The sequence below is a fragment of the Agrobacterium bohemicum genome, from assembly GCF_002896715.1.
In the GTDB taxonomy this organism is placed as follows: Bacteria; Pseudomonadota; Alphaproteobacteria; order Rhizobiales; family Rhizobiaceae; genus Agrobacterium; species Agrobacterium bohemicum.
The window spans coordinates 188,802-205,338 of the sequence record NZ_PGEL01000023.1; the positions used below are offsets into that span (position 1 = coordinate 188,802).

Consider the following 16,537-nt stretch of genomic DNA (forward strand, 5'->3'; position numbering starts at 1 on the left):
GCAATCAAGGGGCTTCAGTGGGGTCTACCTGACTTTCCGTTTTCGCCTGTCGCCGCTTCAACCCCCGTTTGACCATGCCGAGATTGGCACCGCCAGTCAGGAAGGCAAGTCCGAAATAAAGGACCATGGATGCTNAAACGAGAGTTACGAGTGTTCCGGCCCGCACCACAATTGAGGACGCAGACGACAGTTCGAAGGCGAGATAGGCCAGTGCGTAATGGATGGCGATGGCCATGACCCCGGCTGCAAACAAAAGCCGCGGAATGCGGGTCAGAAGCGGAATGTCAATTTTCCAGTGTCCCCGCCAGAGCAGCATGCCGAAGAGAAGTGCGGCATTGACCCAGCCTGCGGTAATTTCAGCTGTAGCAATGCCGGGTCCGCCATAGGATGGNAAAAGGGTAAGCGCCATCGACACGTTGACGATAACAGAAATCGCCGCAAAGATCATTGGTGTACGGGTATCTTCGCGGGCGAAAAAGCCGGGAATGAAAGCCTTGATCAGAACGAAGGCGGGAAGACCCAACCCGTAAATACCAAGAATTTCAGCGACCGTTCCAGTTGCCGATGCGGAGAAGTTGCCGCGCTCATACAGAAACCGCACGATAGGTTCGGCCATGACAAGCAGGGCGGCTGCGGCTGGCAGCGTCAGGAACATGACGAATTCGACTGAGCGGTTCTGTAAATTGGCGGCTTCTACCTGATGACCACCGCGCAAAGCGCGGGCGAGTTCCGGCAACAGCACGGTGGCCACGGCAATGCCGACGACGCCAAGTGGAAGCTGATAGATGCGATCCGCGTAAGCCAGCGAGGAGATAACGCCCTCTTTGCCCGATGCAATATTGGTGTTGATCAACAGATTGATCTGAGTGATGCCGCCGGTGATTGCGGCAGGCAGAGCCAGAACCAGCAGGCGTTTGACGTTTCCGGTCATGCGAGGACGGCGAAAGCCGATCTTGATACCGGCATTGCGCACGGCAATCCAGACGATGGCCAGTTGCACGAAACCGGCCGCCATCACGCCCCAGGACAGGGCATAACCCACCTGAAGCGGATCGTAGCTCTTCCACCAGGCNAAACCGAGTACGCCGATCAGGATGATATTGAGAAATACTGGCGCGATGGCCGCGGCAAAATAACGATGCAGCGAGTTCAACATACCGCCCATCATAGCCGCCAGGGACATGCAGGCGAGATAGGGAAACATGATGGTTGCAAGGCGCACGGTATTATCGAATTTGACGGCGTCCTCAACGAAGCCCGGAGCAATGACTGTTCGCACGATGAACGGCATCGACAGTTCCATGAGGATCGTCAGCGCCATCAAGACAGTGAACAGGACACCGAAGACCTCTTCCGAAAAGCGCTTTGCACCCTCCATACCGTTGGCCTCGATTTCCTTGGCAAAAAGCGGCACGAAGGCAGAATTGAACGCGCCTTCGGCAAACAGTCGGCGGAACGTATTGGGGAAACGAAACGCCGCATTGAAGGCATCCGCCACCGGACCCGTACCGACGGCAGCAGCCATCAACATTTCACGCGCGAAGCCGAAAAGGCGGCTACCGAGGGTCGCGGTGCCGACGGTTGCGAATTTTCCAATCAGGCTCATGGATGTTTACGCCTTCGCCGTTCGTGCGGGCGGCAGTGCCGCAACATCGGGATGAGCTATGATGCCTGATGGCATCCGATCCCGCAATTCATCCTCCTGCTCGGCCATTACCGCTTTCAGACGTGACGCAATGCTCGCCTGACGGTTATCCGTCATCACCTTCTGGCCGAAGAGATCGGTTACATAAAAGGTATCGATGACCTTCTCGCCGAAGGTGGTGATGCGGGCGGAGGTGATGTCGAGCGACAAATCCGCTAACACGGCCGTCATATCCGCAAGCAGGCCCGTGCGGTCGAGGCATTCGACTTCGATTACCGTGAACTTGTTGGAAAGCCCGTTCGAAATGGTGACTGATGGTGGGATGTTGAATGTCTTGCTCTTCTTGCGGCCCTTGGTGCGGGTCGCGATAATTTCCGGAATGCGCTTTTTGCCCGCCAGAACCTCTTCGATCATCTTGCCGATGTTGTTGGCACGACGCGTCTCGTCTTCATCAATTGGAAATTCCCGGTTGATGAGGATCGTATCAAGCGCGCGCCCGTCCGAAGTGGTGAAGATTTGCGCATCGGCGATGTTGGCACCCGCAGCCGCACAGGCACCTGTTATGATGGACAGGAGACGGGGATGATCCGGTGCAAGAACCGTAATTTCTGTAATGGCGTGGAAGGAATGCGTGCGCACCATGGTGGACATCGCCTGTTCCCGCTTGTCCGTTTCGCGCAGAAACCGTGTGTGACGGATTTGGTCCTGAAGATCGACAGACAGCAGGTAAGGCTCGTAATGCAGGCCGGAATATTTGCGCCGCGCCTTCTGTCCCCAGTCGGTCAAGGCGTCGTAAAGTGCTTCTCGCGCAATTTTGGCGCGCTCCTTGCGCGACGTTTCAGAGAAGCCGCCAGACAATAGAAGTTCTGTTTCGTAATAGAGGGTGCGCAAAAGCTGGCCCTTCCAGCCGTTCCATACATCCGGCCCGACAGCCCTGATGTCACAGACGGTCAGGATCAGCAGCATTTTCAGCCGCTCCATGGACTGCACCTTGTCGGCAAAATCCGTGATCGTCTTGCGGTCATGCAGGTCGCGGGTCTGTGCAACCATGGACATCAGCAGATGCTGCTCGATCAGCCAGAACACCGTTTCGGTCTGCTTGCTGCTCAACCGGAACCGTTGGCAAAGCTTGCGCGCCACCCTCGCACCGGCAATGGAGTGGTCCTCCTGCCTGCCCTTGGCCACGTCATGCAGCAATACAGCCACATAAAGAACATCGCGGTCCTCGATAGCTGGCATCAAGCGGTTGACCAGCGGGTGTGTATCGACAGCCTGCCCGTTATCGATTTCAGCCAGCACCGCAACGGAGCGGATGAGGTGCTCGTCGACGGTGTAGTGGTGATACATATTGAATTGCATCATCGCGACGATCTTGCCGAAATCCGGGATGAATTTGCCAAGAACTCCCGCCTCGTTCATGCGGCGTAATGTCAGCGCCGGATCGCGCCGCGAGGTCAGGATCGCCAGGAAGAGCCGGTTCGCCTCTTCATTGTCGCGAAGTTCGTGGTTGATCAGAGCCAATGAACGGCTGACCACCCGCAAAGCATCCGGGTGGAGCTCGAGATTGTTGATATCGGCCACATGAAACAGCCTGATAATGCTGACCGGATCGGTGCGAAACACATCGATATTGGCCAGCGCAATGCGGCCACGATCTTCCACGAACTCGTCAGAACCCGGAATTTTACGGAGACGATGGGCAAAGCGGCTGAACACACCGGAGAGACCCGGCACGTCCTTGGCCTGTTTATCCTCGAGTGCCGCACACAGGATGCGCGTAAGGTCACCCACATCCTTGGCGACCAGGAAGTAGTGNTTCATGNAACGCTCGACAGCCGAGAGGCCGGGGCGCGGCTGATAATTCAGTGCTGCTGCAATTTCGCGCTGGATGTCGAAGGACAGACGCTCTTCTGCCTTGCCAGTGATAAAATGCATCTGGCATCGTACGGTCCAGAGGAAATCATCGGCCTTTTCGCACAGCTTAAGCTCACGTTTGGAGAGGACGCCAAGCTTTACCAGTTCTGCCGTGTCGCGCACGTGATAATAATATTTGGCAATCCAGAACAGCGTGTGCAAATCGCGCAGACCGCCCTTGCCTTCCTTGACATTGGGCTCGACCAGATATCGCGTATCGCCTGCCTTGCGGTGGCGTTGATCGCGCTCGGCAAGCTTTGCAGCAATGAATTCAGGGCCGCTATTTGTGACAACCTCGGTCTCGAAACGACGCTCCAGCTCATCGGCAAGGACTTGGGCACCACAAATGGCGCGCATTTCCAGAATGGCGGTTCGGATGGTCATATCGGCCTTGGACAGGCGAATACACTCGTCCACCGTGCGGGTGGCGTGGCCGACCTTGAAGCCGATGTCCCACAGAATGTAGAGAACGAACTCGATGGCCTTGTTCATATCAGGCGTANTTTTTACCGGAAGCAGAAACAACAGATCGATATCTGACCCTGGCGCCAATGTTCCCCGCCCATAGCCACCAACTGCGGTGATCGCGATTTTCGGTGCGTCATTGGGATAGACATGTTGGCAGGCCAGATCGTAAAGCACTTCGATCAAGCGATCCTGAAGCCAGGAAATCCGGCGGGCGCAATCAATGCCGCCGCCTTCCGTATCCAACAGTTCACGGGCTTTTTCTCGGCCTTGGGCACTGGCCTTCTTAAAAATCGGCAGGAGGTCGGATCGCACATCGACCACACGCTGCCCATCACCCTGAAAGACGCGTTCACACTCGCGTTTCAGTGCCGTAACATCGAGTATCGTGGAAAAATCCAAGTCTTTCGTGGCCATTGATGCCGATATCCANTTCATATGGGCTATGCTTTCGGCATAGCCCTATAACGATTTTTGAACGTGATGGACAGGCACTGTAAGTCTTTAAGCCTTGCCAAGTTGTTTCTTGAGCGCATAAAGCGCATCCAACGCTTCTCGTGGCGTCATTTCGTCCGGGTTGAGCGCTTTCAAAGCCTCATCGACCTTCGAATTGCCCTGTGGGCGGCTTTCCTCGCGTCGCACGGCAACCTGAAACAGCGGTAGATCATCGATCAGCTGACTTGCCGGATTTTTCCGGTCGGCATCCTCAAGCTGGGTCAGAACGGCCCTTGCCCGCTCAACGACGGAAGCCGGAAGACCGGCAAGTTTTGCCACCTGAATACCGTAGGATCGATCTGCTGCACCCGGCCCGACCTCATGCAGGNAAATCACGTCACCTTCCCATTCGCGCACCTTCATGGTGGCATTGGACAGGCGACCCAGCTTTTCAGACAGTACCGTCAGTTCGTGGAAGTGGGTGGCGAACAAACCACGGCAGCGGTTCACCTCATGCAGGTGCTCAACCGCCGCCCAAGCGATGGAAAGACCGTCGAAGGTTGCCGTGCCGCGACCGATCTCGTCCAGGATAACCAGCGAACGATCCGTCGCCTGATTGAGGATTGCCGCCGTCTCCACCATCTCCACCATGAAGGTCGAGCGACCACGAGCCAGATCATCCGATGCACCGACACGCGAAAACAGGCGATCGACAATGCCGATATGGGCTGATTCTGCCGGGACGAAAGAGCCAATCTGGCCGAGAATGGCAATCAACGCATTCTGGCGCAGGAATGTCGATTTACCGCCCATATTGGGACCGGTCAGCAACCAGATCGCGCCATTACGGTTGCCACCGACGGCCGAGAGATCGCAATGATTGGCAATGAACGGGCCTGTCGATTGGCGACGCAATGCCTGTTCCACCACGGGATGGCGTCCACCCTTGATGTCGAACATCATCGAACCATCGACCACTGGACGGCAATATGCCTGCTCTGCTGCAAGACATGCAAGACTTGTTGCAACATCAATGGAAGCCAAGGCCAACGCCCCGGCCTTGATCGCTTCGGCGTGCGAGACAACGGCCTCGACCATTTGCGTGAAAGCCTGCAACTCTATCGTGAGGGCCTGCGAGGCGGCATTGGCGATACGGCTTTCCAGATCGGCAAGCTCGGTAGTGGTAAAGCGCATAGCGCCCGCCATCGTCTGGCGGTGAATGAAACGGGCTTTCGCCTCGGCACTTGCCATCATCACGTCGGCATTGCCTGCGGTCACCTCGATGAAATATCCCAGCACATTGTTGTGCTTGATCTTCAGCGATTTGATGCCCGTTTCTTCGGAATATTGCAGCTGTAGACCGGCAATCACCCGCCGGGACTGGTCGCGCAACGCACGTATCTCATCCAGCTCNGGGTTCGAANCCTCCCGCACGAAACCACCATCGCGTTTAAGCAAAGGCAATTCGTCCGCGAGCGTCGCGCCAAGCATCGCTTCAAGTTCGATCGGTAGCGCTTTCAAAGAGGCAAGCGCCGTTGCCAACTCATCCGGCAACAAGCCTTGATCCAGCAATTCAGCGACCCTGGCAGCAGCGTACAGACCAAGTCTTATCGCGCCCAGATCACGCGGCCCGCCTCGATCAAGCGCCAGACGTGACAANGCGCGCGGCATATCGGCAACGTGTTTCAGCGCGTCCCTGAGACCATCGGACAAGGACACGTCATCCAGCAAATAGGCCACCGCATCAAGTCGCCCGTTAATCCTGTCCGCATCGGTGAGAGGAGACATCAATCGCTCAGCCAGAAGGCGCGCACCGCCACCGGTGACGGTGCGGTTGATCGCATGCAACAGCGATCCATCCCGTTCCCCTGACAGCGTTTTGGTCAGCTCAAGATTGGCCCGCGTGGCGGGATCGATGAACAGTGTCGAGGCCGAACTTTCGCGCTCCGGTGCCGCGAGAGGCGGGCGCTCTGCAATCTGGGNTTTCTCGACGTAAGCGACTGCGGCAGCCGCAGCGGCCATCTCGACGCGGGAGAAAGACCCGAAACCGTCCAGCGTAGAGACGCCGAAGTAACGTGCAATGCGACCCTCCGATGTCGCACTATCAAACAAAATGGCGGGCTGCGGCACGGCCACACGGCCAAGCATATCAAAAACCGGCTTCAGCTCTTCATCATGGAACAGGCTATCTGCGACGATCAGCTCGCGTGGATCTATCCGCCAGATATCGGCCAGAAGCCGCGTCAGCGTCGTCTCGGCCAGACGGAAGACGCCAGTGGAGATATCGATCCACGCTAGCGCAAATTGTGCCTCTGCACTGNCCCTGATACGGGCGAGCGCCATCAGATAATTCGATTCCGTCGGCGACAGAAGTTTTTCTTCCGTCAGCGTACCCGGCGTTACGAGCCGTACGACATCCCGCCGTACAACGGACTTAGAGCCACGTTTTTTCGCTTCCGCCGGGTCTTCCGTCTGCTCACATACCGCCACGCGATAACCGCGAAGGATGAGTTTTTGCAGATAGTCATCCGCCGCATGCACCGGCACGCCGCACATCGGGATATCCTGGCCAAGATGCTGACCCCGTTTCGTCAACGTAATCCCGAGCGCCCGTGACGCCTCAGCCGCATCATCGAAGAAAAGCTCGTAGAAATCGCCCATGCGATAGAACAGCAACGAACCGGGGTTGTTCGCCTTGATCTCGATATATTGCTCCATCATCGGAGTCGCCGAAGCGCGGCTCTCTTCCGATATGAGCGAGGCAGTGGAATGAACGTCCGTCAATGGCTTTTCAATATCGGTTTGGTGTTGCGAGAAACGAACACCAGACTAACGGCCCCACCCCTTGACGACAACACATTCAAGCCGCCTGCCCACAGGAAGCTTTGATCTGAAGACTTTAGCCGTTGAAACGTTCGGCTTCACCACCGTAATAGTTGATGTAGCGATTGGCGATGGCCGATACGGGCAGAATGACGAGCACATCCGTGGTGTTGAAAGCGTGATCAACCACAGCGCCAGTGCCGAACATGGCGCCCAGCCGCATATAGCCCTTTATGAGCGGTGGCATGGCAAAGAGAGCGCGGCGCGGATTGATCGCCTCCAATGGCATCATGTCCATTTCGCAATAAAGCTCCGGCAGCGCGGCCGCTGCCCAGTCCCCNTTTGCGCCACAGGTGTGATGAAGGTAGGACAGCGCCAGCGCATGTGCCTCCGGCTGCACACCGGGAAAGGATGCGCAGCCGATCATGGCATCCATACGGTGTCTGACGGCATAAGCCCAATTGCCTTGCCAGAGCAATTCAACCGTTCTTTTCGTGCGATATTCCGGCAGCACGCAGGAGCGTCCCAACTCCATGAACCGCTTGGTTGGGTGGCGGTCGATCAGCCCTTCGATGTTGAATTCGCTGGCCGAATAAAAACCATTATTGGCAAAAGCCGTGTCCTGCCGCAGCAGCCGATAGGTGCCGACGATCTGATCTTCCGGATCACCTTCGATGGAGTTGTCCAACACCAGAAGGTGGTCGCAGACCAAATCGAACGCATCGATATCACGCTCTCGGCGCATGGCTTCGGCTGGCAGGCGCGCACCCATTTCCTCAACGNAAACACGGAAACGGACATTCTGCGCGGCGTCGATTTCGCGCTCGTTTCTGGCAAGTCGGGTTTCCAACGGGCCGATGCGGCCGAAAACATCATCGTTGCGCTTTTGCGAAACGGGAAGCGCGCTGATGACGACATTTCGCTCGCGAATGTCGTATTCGAGAATTTCCGTGACCATGGAGAATCGCCCCACCACCGTTGGTTTCTGGCTGTCATAAATCACTTATTGACGACAGAACAGTGACAACGGGCAGCATAACCAACAGCAGATCAAATCTAAATTTTGCCCAAGCGTTTTTGGGGAAACAGGCGAAGCACCTCCTCGATCAACCGCTTCGGTTCAACCGGNTTTGTCAGCACTGTTGCGATCCCGGCTTCCAGTAAAATCGCTCGTGTTTCCCAAGTCGTATCGCCGCTCAACACCATCAGCGGAATCTTATTATTTGAAAGCTGCACACAGAGGTGCGGAAGAATAGCGAAGCCGTCCCCCCCTNGCATATGCAAATCGGAAATAACGAGGTCCGGCAAGCCGGATTTCTCAAAAAGCGCCTCTGAAAGTGCTGCGAAGTCGCTCACCACGTGCACTGTGCAGCCGGACTTCTCAAAGACGGCACGCAGTATCCGTGCGTTGACGGGATCGTCCTCGGCAATGAGAACATCAAGTTCCCTTCGTGTCTCATCCAATGCGGGCGAAAAACCAACCCCGGGATGATGATTATCGTTGATCGCATCGCGCGGTTCCATGCCGCGCAGGCGTCCGCATAAAACGTCCATCAGAGATTTTTCCCGCAGCGGTCGGATAAGCCAAGCATCGAACCCATCGCGTGGCTGCGATGCACGTTCCTCCGGGTTAACGAGCAATATGTGTCGTATCGTGCGGCCTTGCACCGATGGCCATGCCTGAAGTGTGTCGCGAAAAGCAGGCGCGACGCGATGATCAACGATGATGTCGGTCACGTGGTCCAAGTCATCGGGTGCTTGCCGCCTCAACTCCTCCAGTTGGCGTGGTGTGGAAACATGGGTGCAGATGCCGCCAAGGGCATGGATCGAGCCCGATGTCGCCGTTGCGGCGACACCCTGTGGCGCAAACAGCAATACGTTCGAGAGGCTTAGCGCGCCGACGCGGTTGGATGGTATGACCGGCGCCAAAGCGGACGCTGGCTGGAATATCAAGGTGAAGGTACTGCCTATGCCCTTCTTGCCTGACACGGACAATGTTCCTCCAAACTCACGAATGATGCGAGCAGATATGGCCAGACCAAGGCCTGTGCCAGCGCTACGTTGAGCGGCGGAGCCCGCCTGTTCGAACTCTCCGAAGATTCGCGCCTGCTCGGACTTGCCAAGACCCGGACCCGTATCCTCCACCTCGATTGAAAGTGCGTTGCCTTTCATGGAAGCCCGAACGAGAACTCCGCCCTTGCTGGTAAATTTTACAGCATTGCCGATGAGGTTGAACAGGACCTGCCGAAGACGGGCTGGATCGAAATCGAGATAGTCAGGCACATCCGGCGCAACGATGGATGCAATTTCGATGCCTTTTTCATGGGCGCGGTGAGCGAGCATCTCCACCACGCTTTCGATGAGTTGGCGCAGATTTTCTGCTCGTGGATTGAGCTTGAACCGCCCGGCTTCCATGGTGGAGAAGTCCAGCAGATCCTCAACGAGCTGCACCAGCGCCTGGCCGGACTGGCGCATGCCATCCAGATAATTGCGCTGCTCCTGATTAAGAGACGTTTGCGACAGGAGATGGTTCATGCCCAGAATGCCTGATAGCGGCAGGCGAATTTCGTGGCTGACGGTTGCCAGCAATCTGCCCTTGGCGGCATTGGCGTTTTCCGCTCGAAGCCGTGCATCTTCACGGGTGACGATAGCGGCGCGCTCGTCAGTGACATCACGGGCAATGCTGCTGATCACCAGCCGGCTGCTCGTTCCGTCATGGGCGATGGTATCGTGCCATGTGNAAATGCGCTGACCGTAAGGCGTGGCGATTTCGACATCGTAGCTGTGGACCCTGTCGCCNNGGCGNAAGGCAATGCCGATTTCTTCGCATGTCTTGCCTTGCGGCTCTCCGCAGCCTGTCATTTCACGAAAGGTGCTGTTGGCGTGCAGAATGCGCCGGTTCATATCGCGGGTCACGACGATATCGCCCATGGCTTCGTGCATTTCCGCCACGAGCGCGGCGTTCTGCATTTGCCGCGCTTCTACGACCTTCACATCCCTCACCGATGCCTGACGCAGAACGGCGGCCCGAAACATCATGTAGAAGGCGCAGGATACGCAAATGGAAACGGATACGGCCGCCATGTAGAGGGCGACATTTCCGCCCAGATACACAGCGCTTGCGAAAGCAAAACCACAGCCAGCGGTAAACAGCGTAACCGTTCGAAGAAGACTGTTGTAAAAAGGCAGGCCTGACGGCTTATCCGGGCTTCCGTTATGCCCAGCGGTATCGGAAACCCCACTCGTATCGCTGGGGTCGAACGCTTCAGAAATCCGGTTATTCAGTTTCGCCAGTTCGCTCATGTATAACGGCTAGCACGGCAGCAGTTTTGATTGGCTTGGCTTGAACGTTAAATTTTTAGCTTTTCTTCGTTCTTGCGTGCAGTATTTCGTCCAGAATGACGCAACCAGCACCGATGGTGATGAACGAGTCCGCCAGATTGAAAACCGCAAACGACCATGTGTCGGTATGAAACAGGATGTAATCGATCACATGACCATAAAGAAACCGGTCGAAGATGTTGCCAGCTGCGCCGGCAATGATCAGCGCGAAGCCGAGATGTGCGAAGGTGCGATCAGCTTCCGTCTTGCGCCACAGCCAGATGACGAAACCGACGATCACCAGACGCATCGTGACGATGAACCATCCCTCCATGCCTGAGAGCATGGAGAAGGCAACGCCGAGGTTATAGGTGCGATAAAGCGCCCAGAAAGGCATCACCGGCACCATTTCCTGCAAGGGCAGGTAGGCTTCAACCAGAATCTTGACGATCTGGTCCGTGATCAATGCGATGACGATGAATATGACTGCAGGGATCGGTCTGGAGAACAATGCGGGTTTCGTCATCATTTTACCGGTGCAAGTTCGAGAACATGGCGGCGCGCTTCAAACAGCATAACGGCCGTTGCAACCGCCAGATTAAGGGAGTCAGCACGTCCCTGTTGCGGAATACGGGCCAGTTGATCGGCCTTTCCAGCCAGCTCCGGCGGAAGACCGCCTTGCTCGTTGCCCATCAAAAGCACAGTCGGCTTCTTTTTGTAATCGATTGTTCTGTAATCCACAGAGCCTGCGAGATGGGTCGCAACGACGCTGACACCAGCTGATTTCTTCCAACTCAGAAACTCGTCCACGGTCGCATGCGCGACAGGTATGGCGAAGACCGAACCCATGGTGGCACGCACCGTCTCCAAGGNAAATGGGTCGGTGCAGTCACCAACGAGTATTACGCCGGAGGCACCTGCCGCATCCGCCGTGCGGATGATGGTGCCGAGGTTGCCGGGATCACGGACCCTGTCGAGTGCAATATAAGTCTGGCCGTTATCAGGCTGGATGTCTTTTAGCGGCGTCCATTTCTGATCGAAGATGCCCACCACCATCTGCGGATTATCGCGGCGGGTGATGGAGGACAGAANTTTTTCGGTGACCTCGAGAACCAGCCCACCGGAGGCAACCGTCTTTGTCGCCACCTGCTCGACCAGGGATTTACCCTTGGCATTTTTGGCATAAACCAGCGTGCGGATCGTCCAGCCCAATTCCAGAGCATCGATCACCAGCTTTAGGCCCTCGGCCATGAAGGTACCGGTTTCTTCCCGACCCTTTTTCTGGGTCAGGTTCTTGATGTCCTTGATGATGGGGTTGGCTAGGCTCGTTACTTCCTTGACCTGACCTACCNNGCCNGGTCGANTTTCACGTCGGTCATCGATCATTTCGGCACCCAGCGGCTGAAGAGAGAGGTAGNAAGCACACGCCCCGGCGTTTTGCCATCGAGGCCTGCCTCGCGGATGACGAGTTCGCCAGACGCGACCTCCCCGCCTGCGCCGCGCATGGTTTCCCGCATCAATTCATGCATGGAGTAAAAGCTGGCTCGAATCGAATAGGCTGTCAGCACTAGGCCCAGCGCCTTGGGCGACAGGATATCGCGACATACATCCAGCATCAGCGGCAAATGGTCGAAAAGCTCCCACACTTCACCGTGTGTACCCCGTCCAAATTTCGGCGGATCGGTGAGGATGATGTCATAGCTGTTGCCGCGACGTTCTTCACGCAGGATGAATTTCATCGCGTCTTCGCAAATCCAACGGATCGGCGCATTTTCCAGTCCGGCCAATGCCTGATTTTCCCGCGCCCAGCCAATTGCCTTCTTGGACGCATCCACATGGGTCACCTCAGCGCCGGCAGCAGCGGCCACTAAGGAGGCTACGCCAGTGTAACCGAACAGGTTGAGGACTTTTAGCGGACGATCAGACGCTTCAATCGTGTGTTTCAGCCATTCCCAATGAACGATCTGCTCGGGGAACACGCCGACATGGCGAAAGGCGGTGAAACGACCGAGGAAGTTGACACCGAGAAGAGAGAGCGGCCAAGTTTCTTCCAACGGTGCCTTCGGAAAACGCCAGCGGCCCATACCGTCTTCATCGGTATCGCCGCTGAAGATGGAATCGGCATTTTCCCAGACTCGATCCGGCAGGCTCGGGCGCCACAGCGCCTGCGCTTCTGGACGCACGATGCGGTATTGGCCGTATTGCTCGAGCTTCAACCCGTTACCAGTGTCGATCAGATGGAAATCACCGGCGCCCATCGATTCCAGAATGACCGGAACTCGCTCGGCCGGTAGTACACCCGTTCTTTGCTTTAAAGGACGTGGCGGAACCTGCTCTACATCAGGCGGCGCAATCTTAACCTTGGCGGTGGTGTTGTCCCTAACAGCTGGCCTTGACGGTTTGGCAGCAGAACTCGCGGAAGGCCGCACATGGTCGACATTACGGCCACGGGGCGCAGCGTCGTTTTGCTTTGCCGGTTTGACCGAATTTCTTTGCCGGGGCTCCTGNCCCGCGCGCGGCTTGGCACCCGGGCGGTTGTCTTTTTTCTTCAACGGGGTTCTTTCCAAGTCTGACCGCATCTCATGCGGCGGCCAATAACATCACGGCGCGTTATTATCAAAGGGCTGCGCTGTCAAAACCTATCACGTTGCGAGCAATTTTACTTGGAGGCGATGCGGGCATCCACCGGCGCATTGATCGCGACCGTGGTGGCGGCCGCCTTATGCCGGTTGGCTTCATCGTGCCAGCGTATGGCTTCCTTGGCTTCAGTGCGGGCGCGCTTCCGATGTTTCCCTTGCGAAAACCACGTGACCATCGATCCCAAAAACACGCCGAAAATGACGGCTAGAAAAATGAAGACGAAAAACGGGGCCGAAAACGACAACAAGCTGTCATCGGGCTTGAAAGGGTTGAGCGCCAGAGTGACGGCCTGCCGGTTTGCCACGCACAGCACGACCAGAATGATAGCCAGCGGCACGAAAACCAAAAGGTTGACGATCNTTTTTGACATCCAACGATACTCCGTCCTTCGGGGTCTTCAGACAAACCTGCATCGACGTCAGATAGGAGCTTCAATGCTCCGTCTCAACCACCACGCTCAGTCTTCATCTTCGACGTCGCTCATGCCCGGGTTGAGGCGTTCACGCAACTCTTTGCCCGTCTTGAAAAAAGGAACCCATTTTTCTTCGACAAAAACGGACTCACCGGTGCGCGGGTTGCGTCCTGACCGCGAGGGGCGATTCTTCACCGAGAAAGCACCGAAACCGCGCAGCTCGACACGGTTGCCCGCTGCCAACGCATCCGTAATCTCATCCAGCACAGCGTTGACGATATTTTCGACATCACGGTGGTAAAGGTGAGGGTTATGCGCAGCAACGATCTGCACCAGTTCAGACTTAATCAAAGTTGCCCCCTGAAAGAATTGGCTTTTTATCGGTCTCTAACCTGCCAAACCGAAACAAGACCGTCAAGAAACAACTTGTCGGCCCCCAGTTGGCGAGGCGCATCGAATGGCAGAAATTCATCATAGCCGAGCAGTTTGACGATCCCGGCAAGACTGAACAGGCCGAATGGCGAGCGCTTCGAAGGTGCGGTCCATTCCACGATCGGCAGATCCTTGGCCACCTTGCGGGTCTCGAAATAGCCGCGGATTTCTTTTTCGCCACCAAGCGTGTCGATGAGTTTGGCAGCGACGGCCTGACGACCGGTGNAAATGGAACCATCAGCGAGCTTGAGAACGTCTTCTCGCGGCAGCTTGCGGCGATCTGCAACAAGGTCCACGAACCAGCTGTAGCTATCCATGACCATGTTGCGGATCATGGTTTTTGCTTCTTCCGGCGGCTCGTGAAAAGGCGAAGGTTCTGCCTTCATCGGCGATGATTTGATCTCCTGCAGGGATACGCCAAGCTTATCGAGAAGAGGACCAACCTGCGGATACTGGNAAATCACGCCGATCGATCCGGTGATGGACGTATCGCCCGCAATGATCGTGTCGCCCGCCGTGGCAATCATATAGCCGGCAGAAGCCGCCAGTGTGCGCACGTCAGAGACAACGGGCTTCTTTTCGGCCACGGCGCGAATGGCTTTGAAAATCCTCTCGCCGCCATAAGTCGTGCCGCCGGGTGAGGAAATGGACACGATGAGCGCCTTGGCGCTATCGCTATCGGCAATCTTCTGCAGTCGCTCTAGAAGCTCGGTATCATCCTGGATGATGCCGCTGATCTCCACACGTGCTATGTGCGGACGCATGCTTTGCGTGGGCTCTGAGAAGGCGAAACGATAGATGGCGAACAAACCTGCAACGAGAAGCAGGACGACCGCGACACGCCAAAATGTCAGCTTGCGCCGCAATTGCCTACGATCTGCGATTGCCATTTGATCCATTTATTCACCTTCGATGAAACCGGTAACAGCTTCTAAAAGCCAGCCATATGAGCCTTGTAGCCACCTCTTGCAAGGAAACAAACGGGAAAGCATCGTTTTGATAAAAATATCGCGGCTCTTGCGCTCGTTCAGAGAAAAACCATATTGGCAGAGCATGGCCGTCGTGCCAAACACAACAAGAAATATAGATGGCGTCGCTTTTAACCCTTCTGGCTGCGACGAACCTCGCTTCGGACCCTTAAAAAATGCTTGAACGACTAAGCCAGCCAACGCCCGGTTTTCCCTTGTCCAACGGACATGCGCGCGCCTATGACGTTGCTTTGCGCCATTCCTCACGCGTCAAGAAACTGAGAGTTATTCTCCCGCTTGGAGCAGCCATCATCTCGCTGTCCTTCATCGCAGTATCGCTGGCCCGTACGTGGTTGCCGGACGAGGTTTCACTCCAAAGCGCGACGGTGGAAAACGGCAAGATCGTGATGGAAAAACCAGCACTTGCCGGGCGTAACAACAAGGGCTTCGATTATTCCATGAACGCTGAACGGGCATTGCAGGATATTGCCAGCCCCAACCTCATGACACTGGAAAATGTGCTGGCGGCGGTGCCGATGAATGATATTGTCGCACAAGTTGTCGCGCAGGAAGGGATCTTCGACCGGGCGACAAACCAATTGCAGATGATTGCCCCCTTTGACATCAATCTCAGCAATGGCATACAAGCTAAGTTCCAGTCTGCAAATGTCGACCTTAAAGCCGGAACGATGGACAGCAAAATGCCTGTTGCCATCACGACCAAAGAAGGTTCCATTAACGCCGATAGTTTACAGATCGCAGATAATGGCAAGACAATTACATTTTCNGGGCAGGTACGAGCTCGTATAGCTGCATCGACCATTCAGAACGCAGGCAAGTGAGAGCCCGACCCAGATGATGCAGATTTTGCGCACAGCCCGTTATACCAACGCCGCCTGTTTTGCAGCCGTTGCTCTTGCATGTCTCGCAGGCCCTGCGGCCGCACAGAGCACGACGAGCAGCATGGAAGGCTTGAAGCTTTCCAACGACCAGCCGATTGCCATTGAGAGCGATCAGCTGGAAGTTCGGGACCAAGAGCACAAGGCTTACTTCACCGGCAACGTCAAGGTCGTTCAGGGAACGACGACTTTGCAGGCAGGCAAGATGACAGTGCTTTACAAAAGCAAGGGCGAAGGAGCGGCCGCGAACTCATCCATCACCAGCGGCGGCGCCGACATCGACAAGATTTTCGTAGACAACTCCGTTTACCTGACCTCTGGAACGCAAAAAGCGACCGCTGATAAGGGCGAGTTCGACATGGCGGCGCAGACATTCATTCTTTCGGGAAAACAGGTCGTCCTTTCTCAGGATACCAATGTCTTCACCGGGTGCAAATTGACGGTCTTCATGACAACCGGGCAGGCGAAGCTGGAAAGCTGTGGCGGGCCAGTGCGCATCATGCTCGACCCGAAATCGCAGNAAAAGCAGTAGTTCGTATCCCGTGAAGATCCAATCCATCTCAAAGCTGTTTGGCGCTGGCGC

14 protein-coding genes are annotated in these 16,537 nt (G+C 56.1%); 2 read left to right on the forward strand and 12 right to left on the reverse strand.

The genetic code is table 11. The annotated features are described in order from the left end of the window. Window positions 1-4: 4 nt before the first annotated feature. The 12 genes from murJ to CUC55_RS22725 form a co-directional block, all read right to left on the reverse strand. A complete protein-coding gene (gene murJ / locus CUC55_RS10010; protein WP_103087726.1) occupies window positions 5-1,606 on the reverse strand; it encodes a murein biosynthesis integral membrane protein MurJ in 1,602 nt (533 codons plus the stop codon). Window positions 1,607-1,612: 6 nt separating this feature from the next. Further along, on the reverse strand, window positions 1,613-4,441 hold the full coding sequence (locus CUC55_RS10015) for a [protein-PII] uridylyltransferase (RefSeq protein ID WP_103087801.1): 2,829 nt from the start codon (window positions 4,439-4,441) through the stop codon (window positions 1,613-1,615). 87 nt (window positions 4,442-4,528) lie between these two features. Next, window positions 4,529-7,180 (reverse strand): DNA mismatch repair protein MutS, encoded by a 2,652-nt coding sequence (gene mutS, locus CUC55_RS10020; protein ID WP_103087802.1) that lies wholly within the window; start codon window positions 7,178-7,180, stop codon window positions 4,529-4,531. Between the two features lie 178 nt (window positions 7,181-7,358). After that, window positions 7,359-8,240 carry a l-ornithine N(alpha)-acyltransferase gene (gene olsB / locus CUC55_RS10025; RefSeq protein WP_103087727.1) on the reverse strand — a complete coding sequence of 294 codons (882 nt, stop codon included), beginning with the start codon at window positions 8,238-8,240 and terminating at the stop codon, window positions 7,359-7,361. 98 nt (window positions 8,241-8,338) lie between these two features. Next, window positions 8,339-10,585 carry a PAS domain-containing hybrid sensor histidine kinase/response regulator gene (locus CUC55_RS10030; protein ID WP_103087728.1) on the reverse strand — a complete coding sequence of 749 codons (2,247 nt, stop codon included), beginning with the start codon at window positions 10,583-10,585 and terminating at the stop codon, window positions 8,339-8,341. Window positions 10,586-10,640: 55 nt separating this feature from the next. Further along, entirely contained in the window at window positions 10,641-11,129 is a 489-nt protein-coding gene (gene lspA, locus CUC55_RS10035) for a signal peptidase II (protein ID WP_067649865.1), read from the reverse strand. After that, a complete protein-coding gene (locus tag CUC55_RS10040) occupies window positions 11,129-11,989 on the reverse strand; it encodes a TrmH family RNA methyltransferase (RefSeq protein ID WP_103087729.1) in 861 nt (286 codons plus the stop codon). The genes lspA and CUC55_RS10040 overlap by 1 nt, the downstream gene beginning before the upstream one ends. Then, complete coding sequence (locus CUC55_RS10045) at window positions 11,986-13,155, reverse strand: class I SAM-dependent methyltransferase (RefSeq protein WP_103087730.1); 1,170 nt, start codon at window positions 13,153-13,155, stop codon at window positions 11,986-11,988. Before CUC55_RS10045 ends, CUC55_RS10040 begins: the two co-directional genes overlap by 4 nt. A gap of 107 nt (window positions 13,156-13,262) precedes the next feature. Further along, entirely contained in the window at window positions 13,263-13,613 is a 351-nt protein-coding gene (locus CUC55_RS10050; RefSeq protein WP_103087731.1) for a LapA family protein, read from the reverse strand. Window positions 13,614-13,700: 87 nt separating this feature from the next. Next, window positions 13,701-14,006 (reverse strand): integration host factor subunit beta, encoded by a 306-nt coding sequence (locus CUC55_RS10055; protein ID WP_042616207.1) that lies wholly within the window; start codon window positions 14,004-14,006, stop codon window positions 13,701-13,703. 26 nt (window positions 14,007-14,032) lie between these two features. Beyond that, the gene (gene sppA / locus CUC55_RS10060; RefSeq protein WP_103087732.1) at window positions 14,033-14,986 is read right to left on the reverse strand and encodes a signal peptide peptidase SppA; all 954 of its coding nucleotides are present in this window, start codon (window positions 14,984-14,986) and stop codon (window positions 14,033-14,035) included. Then, on the reverse strand, window positions 14,987-15,256 hold the full coding sequence (locus CUC55_RS22725) for a hypothetical protein (protein WP_157940944.1): 270 nt from the start codon (window positions 15,254-15,256) through the stop codon (window positions 14,987-14,989). On the opposite strand from CUC55_RS22725, the gene lptC reads away from it, so the two are divergent. Together lptC and CUC55_RS10070 are read left to right on the forward strand one after the other, a co-directional pair. After that, window positions 15,232-15,897, forward strand: coding sequence for an LPS export ABC transporter periplasmic protein LptC (gene lptC / locus CUC55_RS10065; RefSeq protein WP_067649595.1), 666 nt, complete (start codon window positions 15,232-15,234; stop codon window positions 15,895-15,897). The genes CUC55_RS22725 and lptC overlap by 25 nt on opposite strands. 13 nt (window positions 15,898-15,910) lie before the next feature. Then, window positions 15,911-16,486 (forward strand): LptA/OstA family protein, encoded by a 576-nt coding sequence (locus CUC55_RS10070; protein ID WP_103087733.1) that lies wholly within the window; start codon window positions 15,911-15,913, stop codon window positions 16,484-16,486. Window positions 16,487-16,537: the final 51 nt, after the last annotated feature.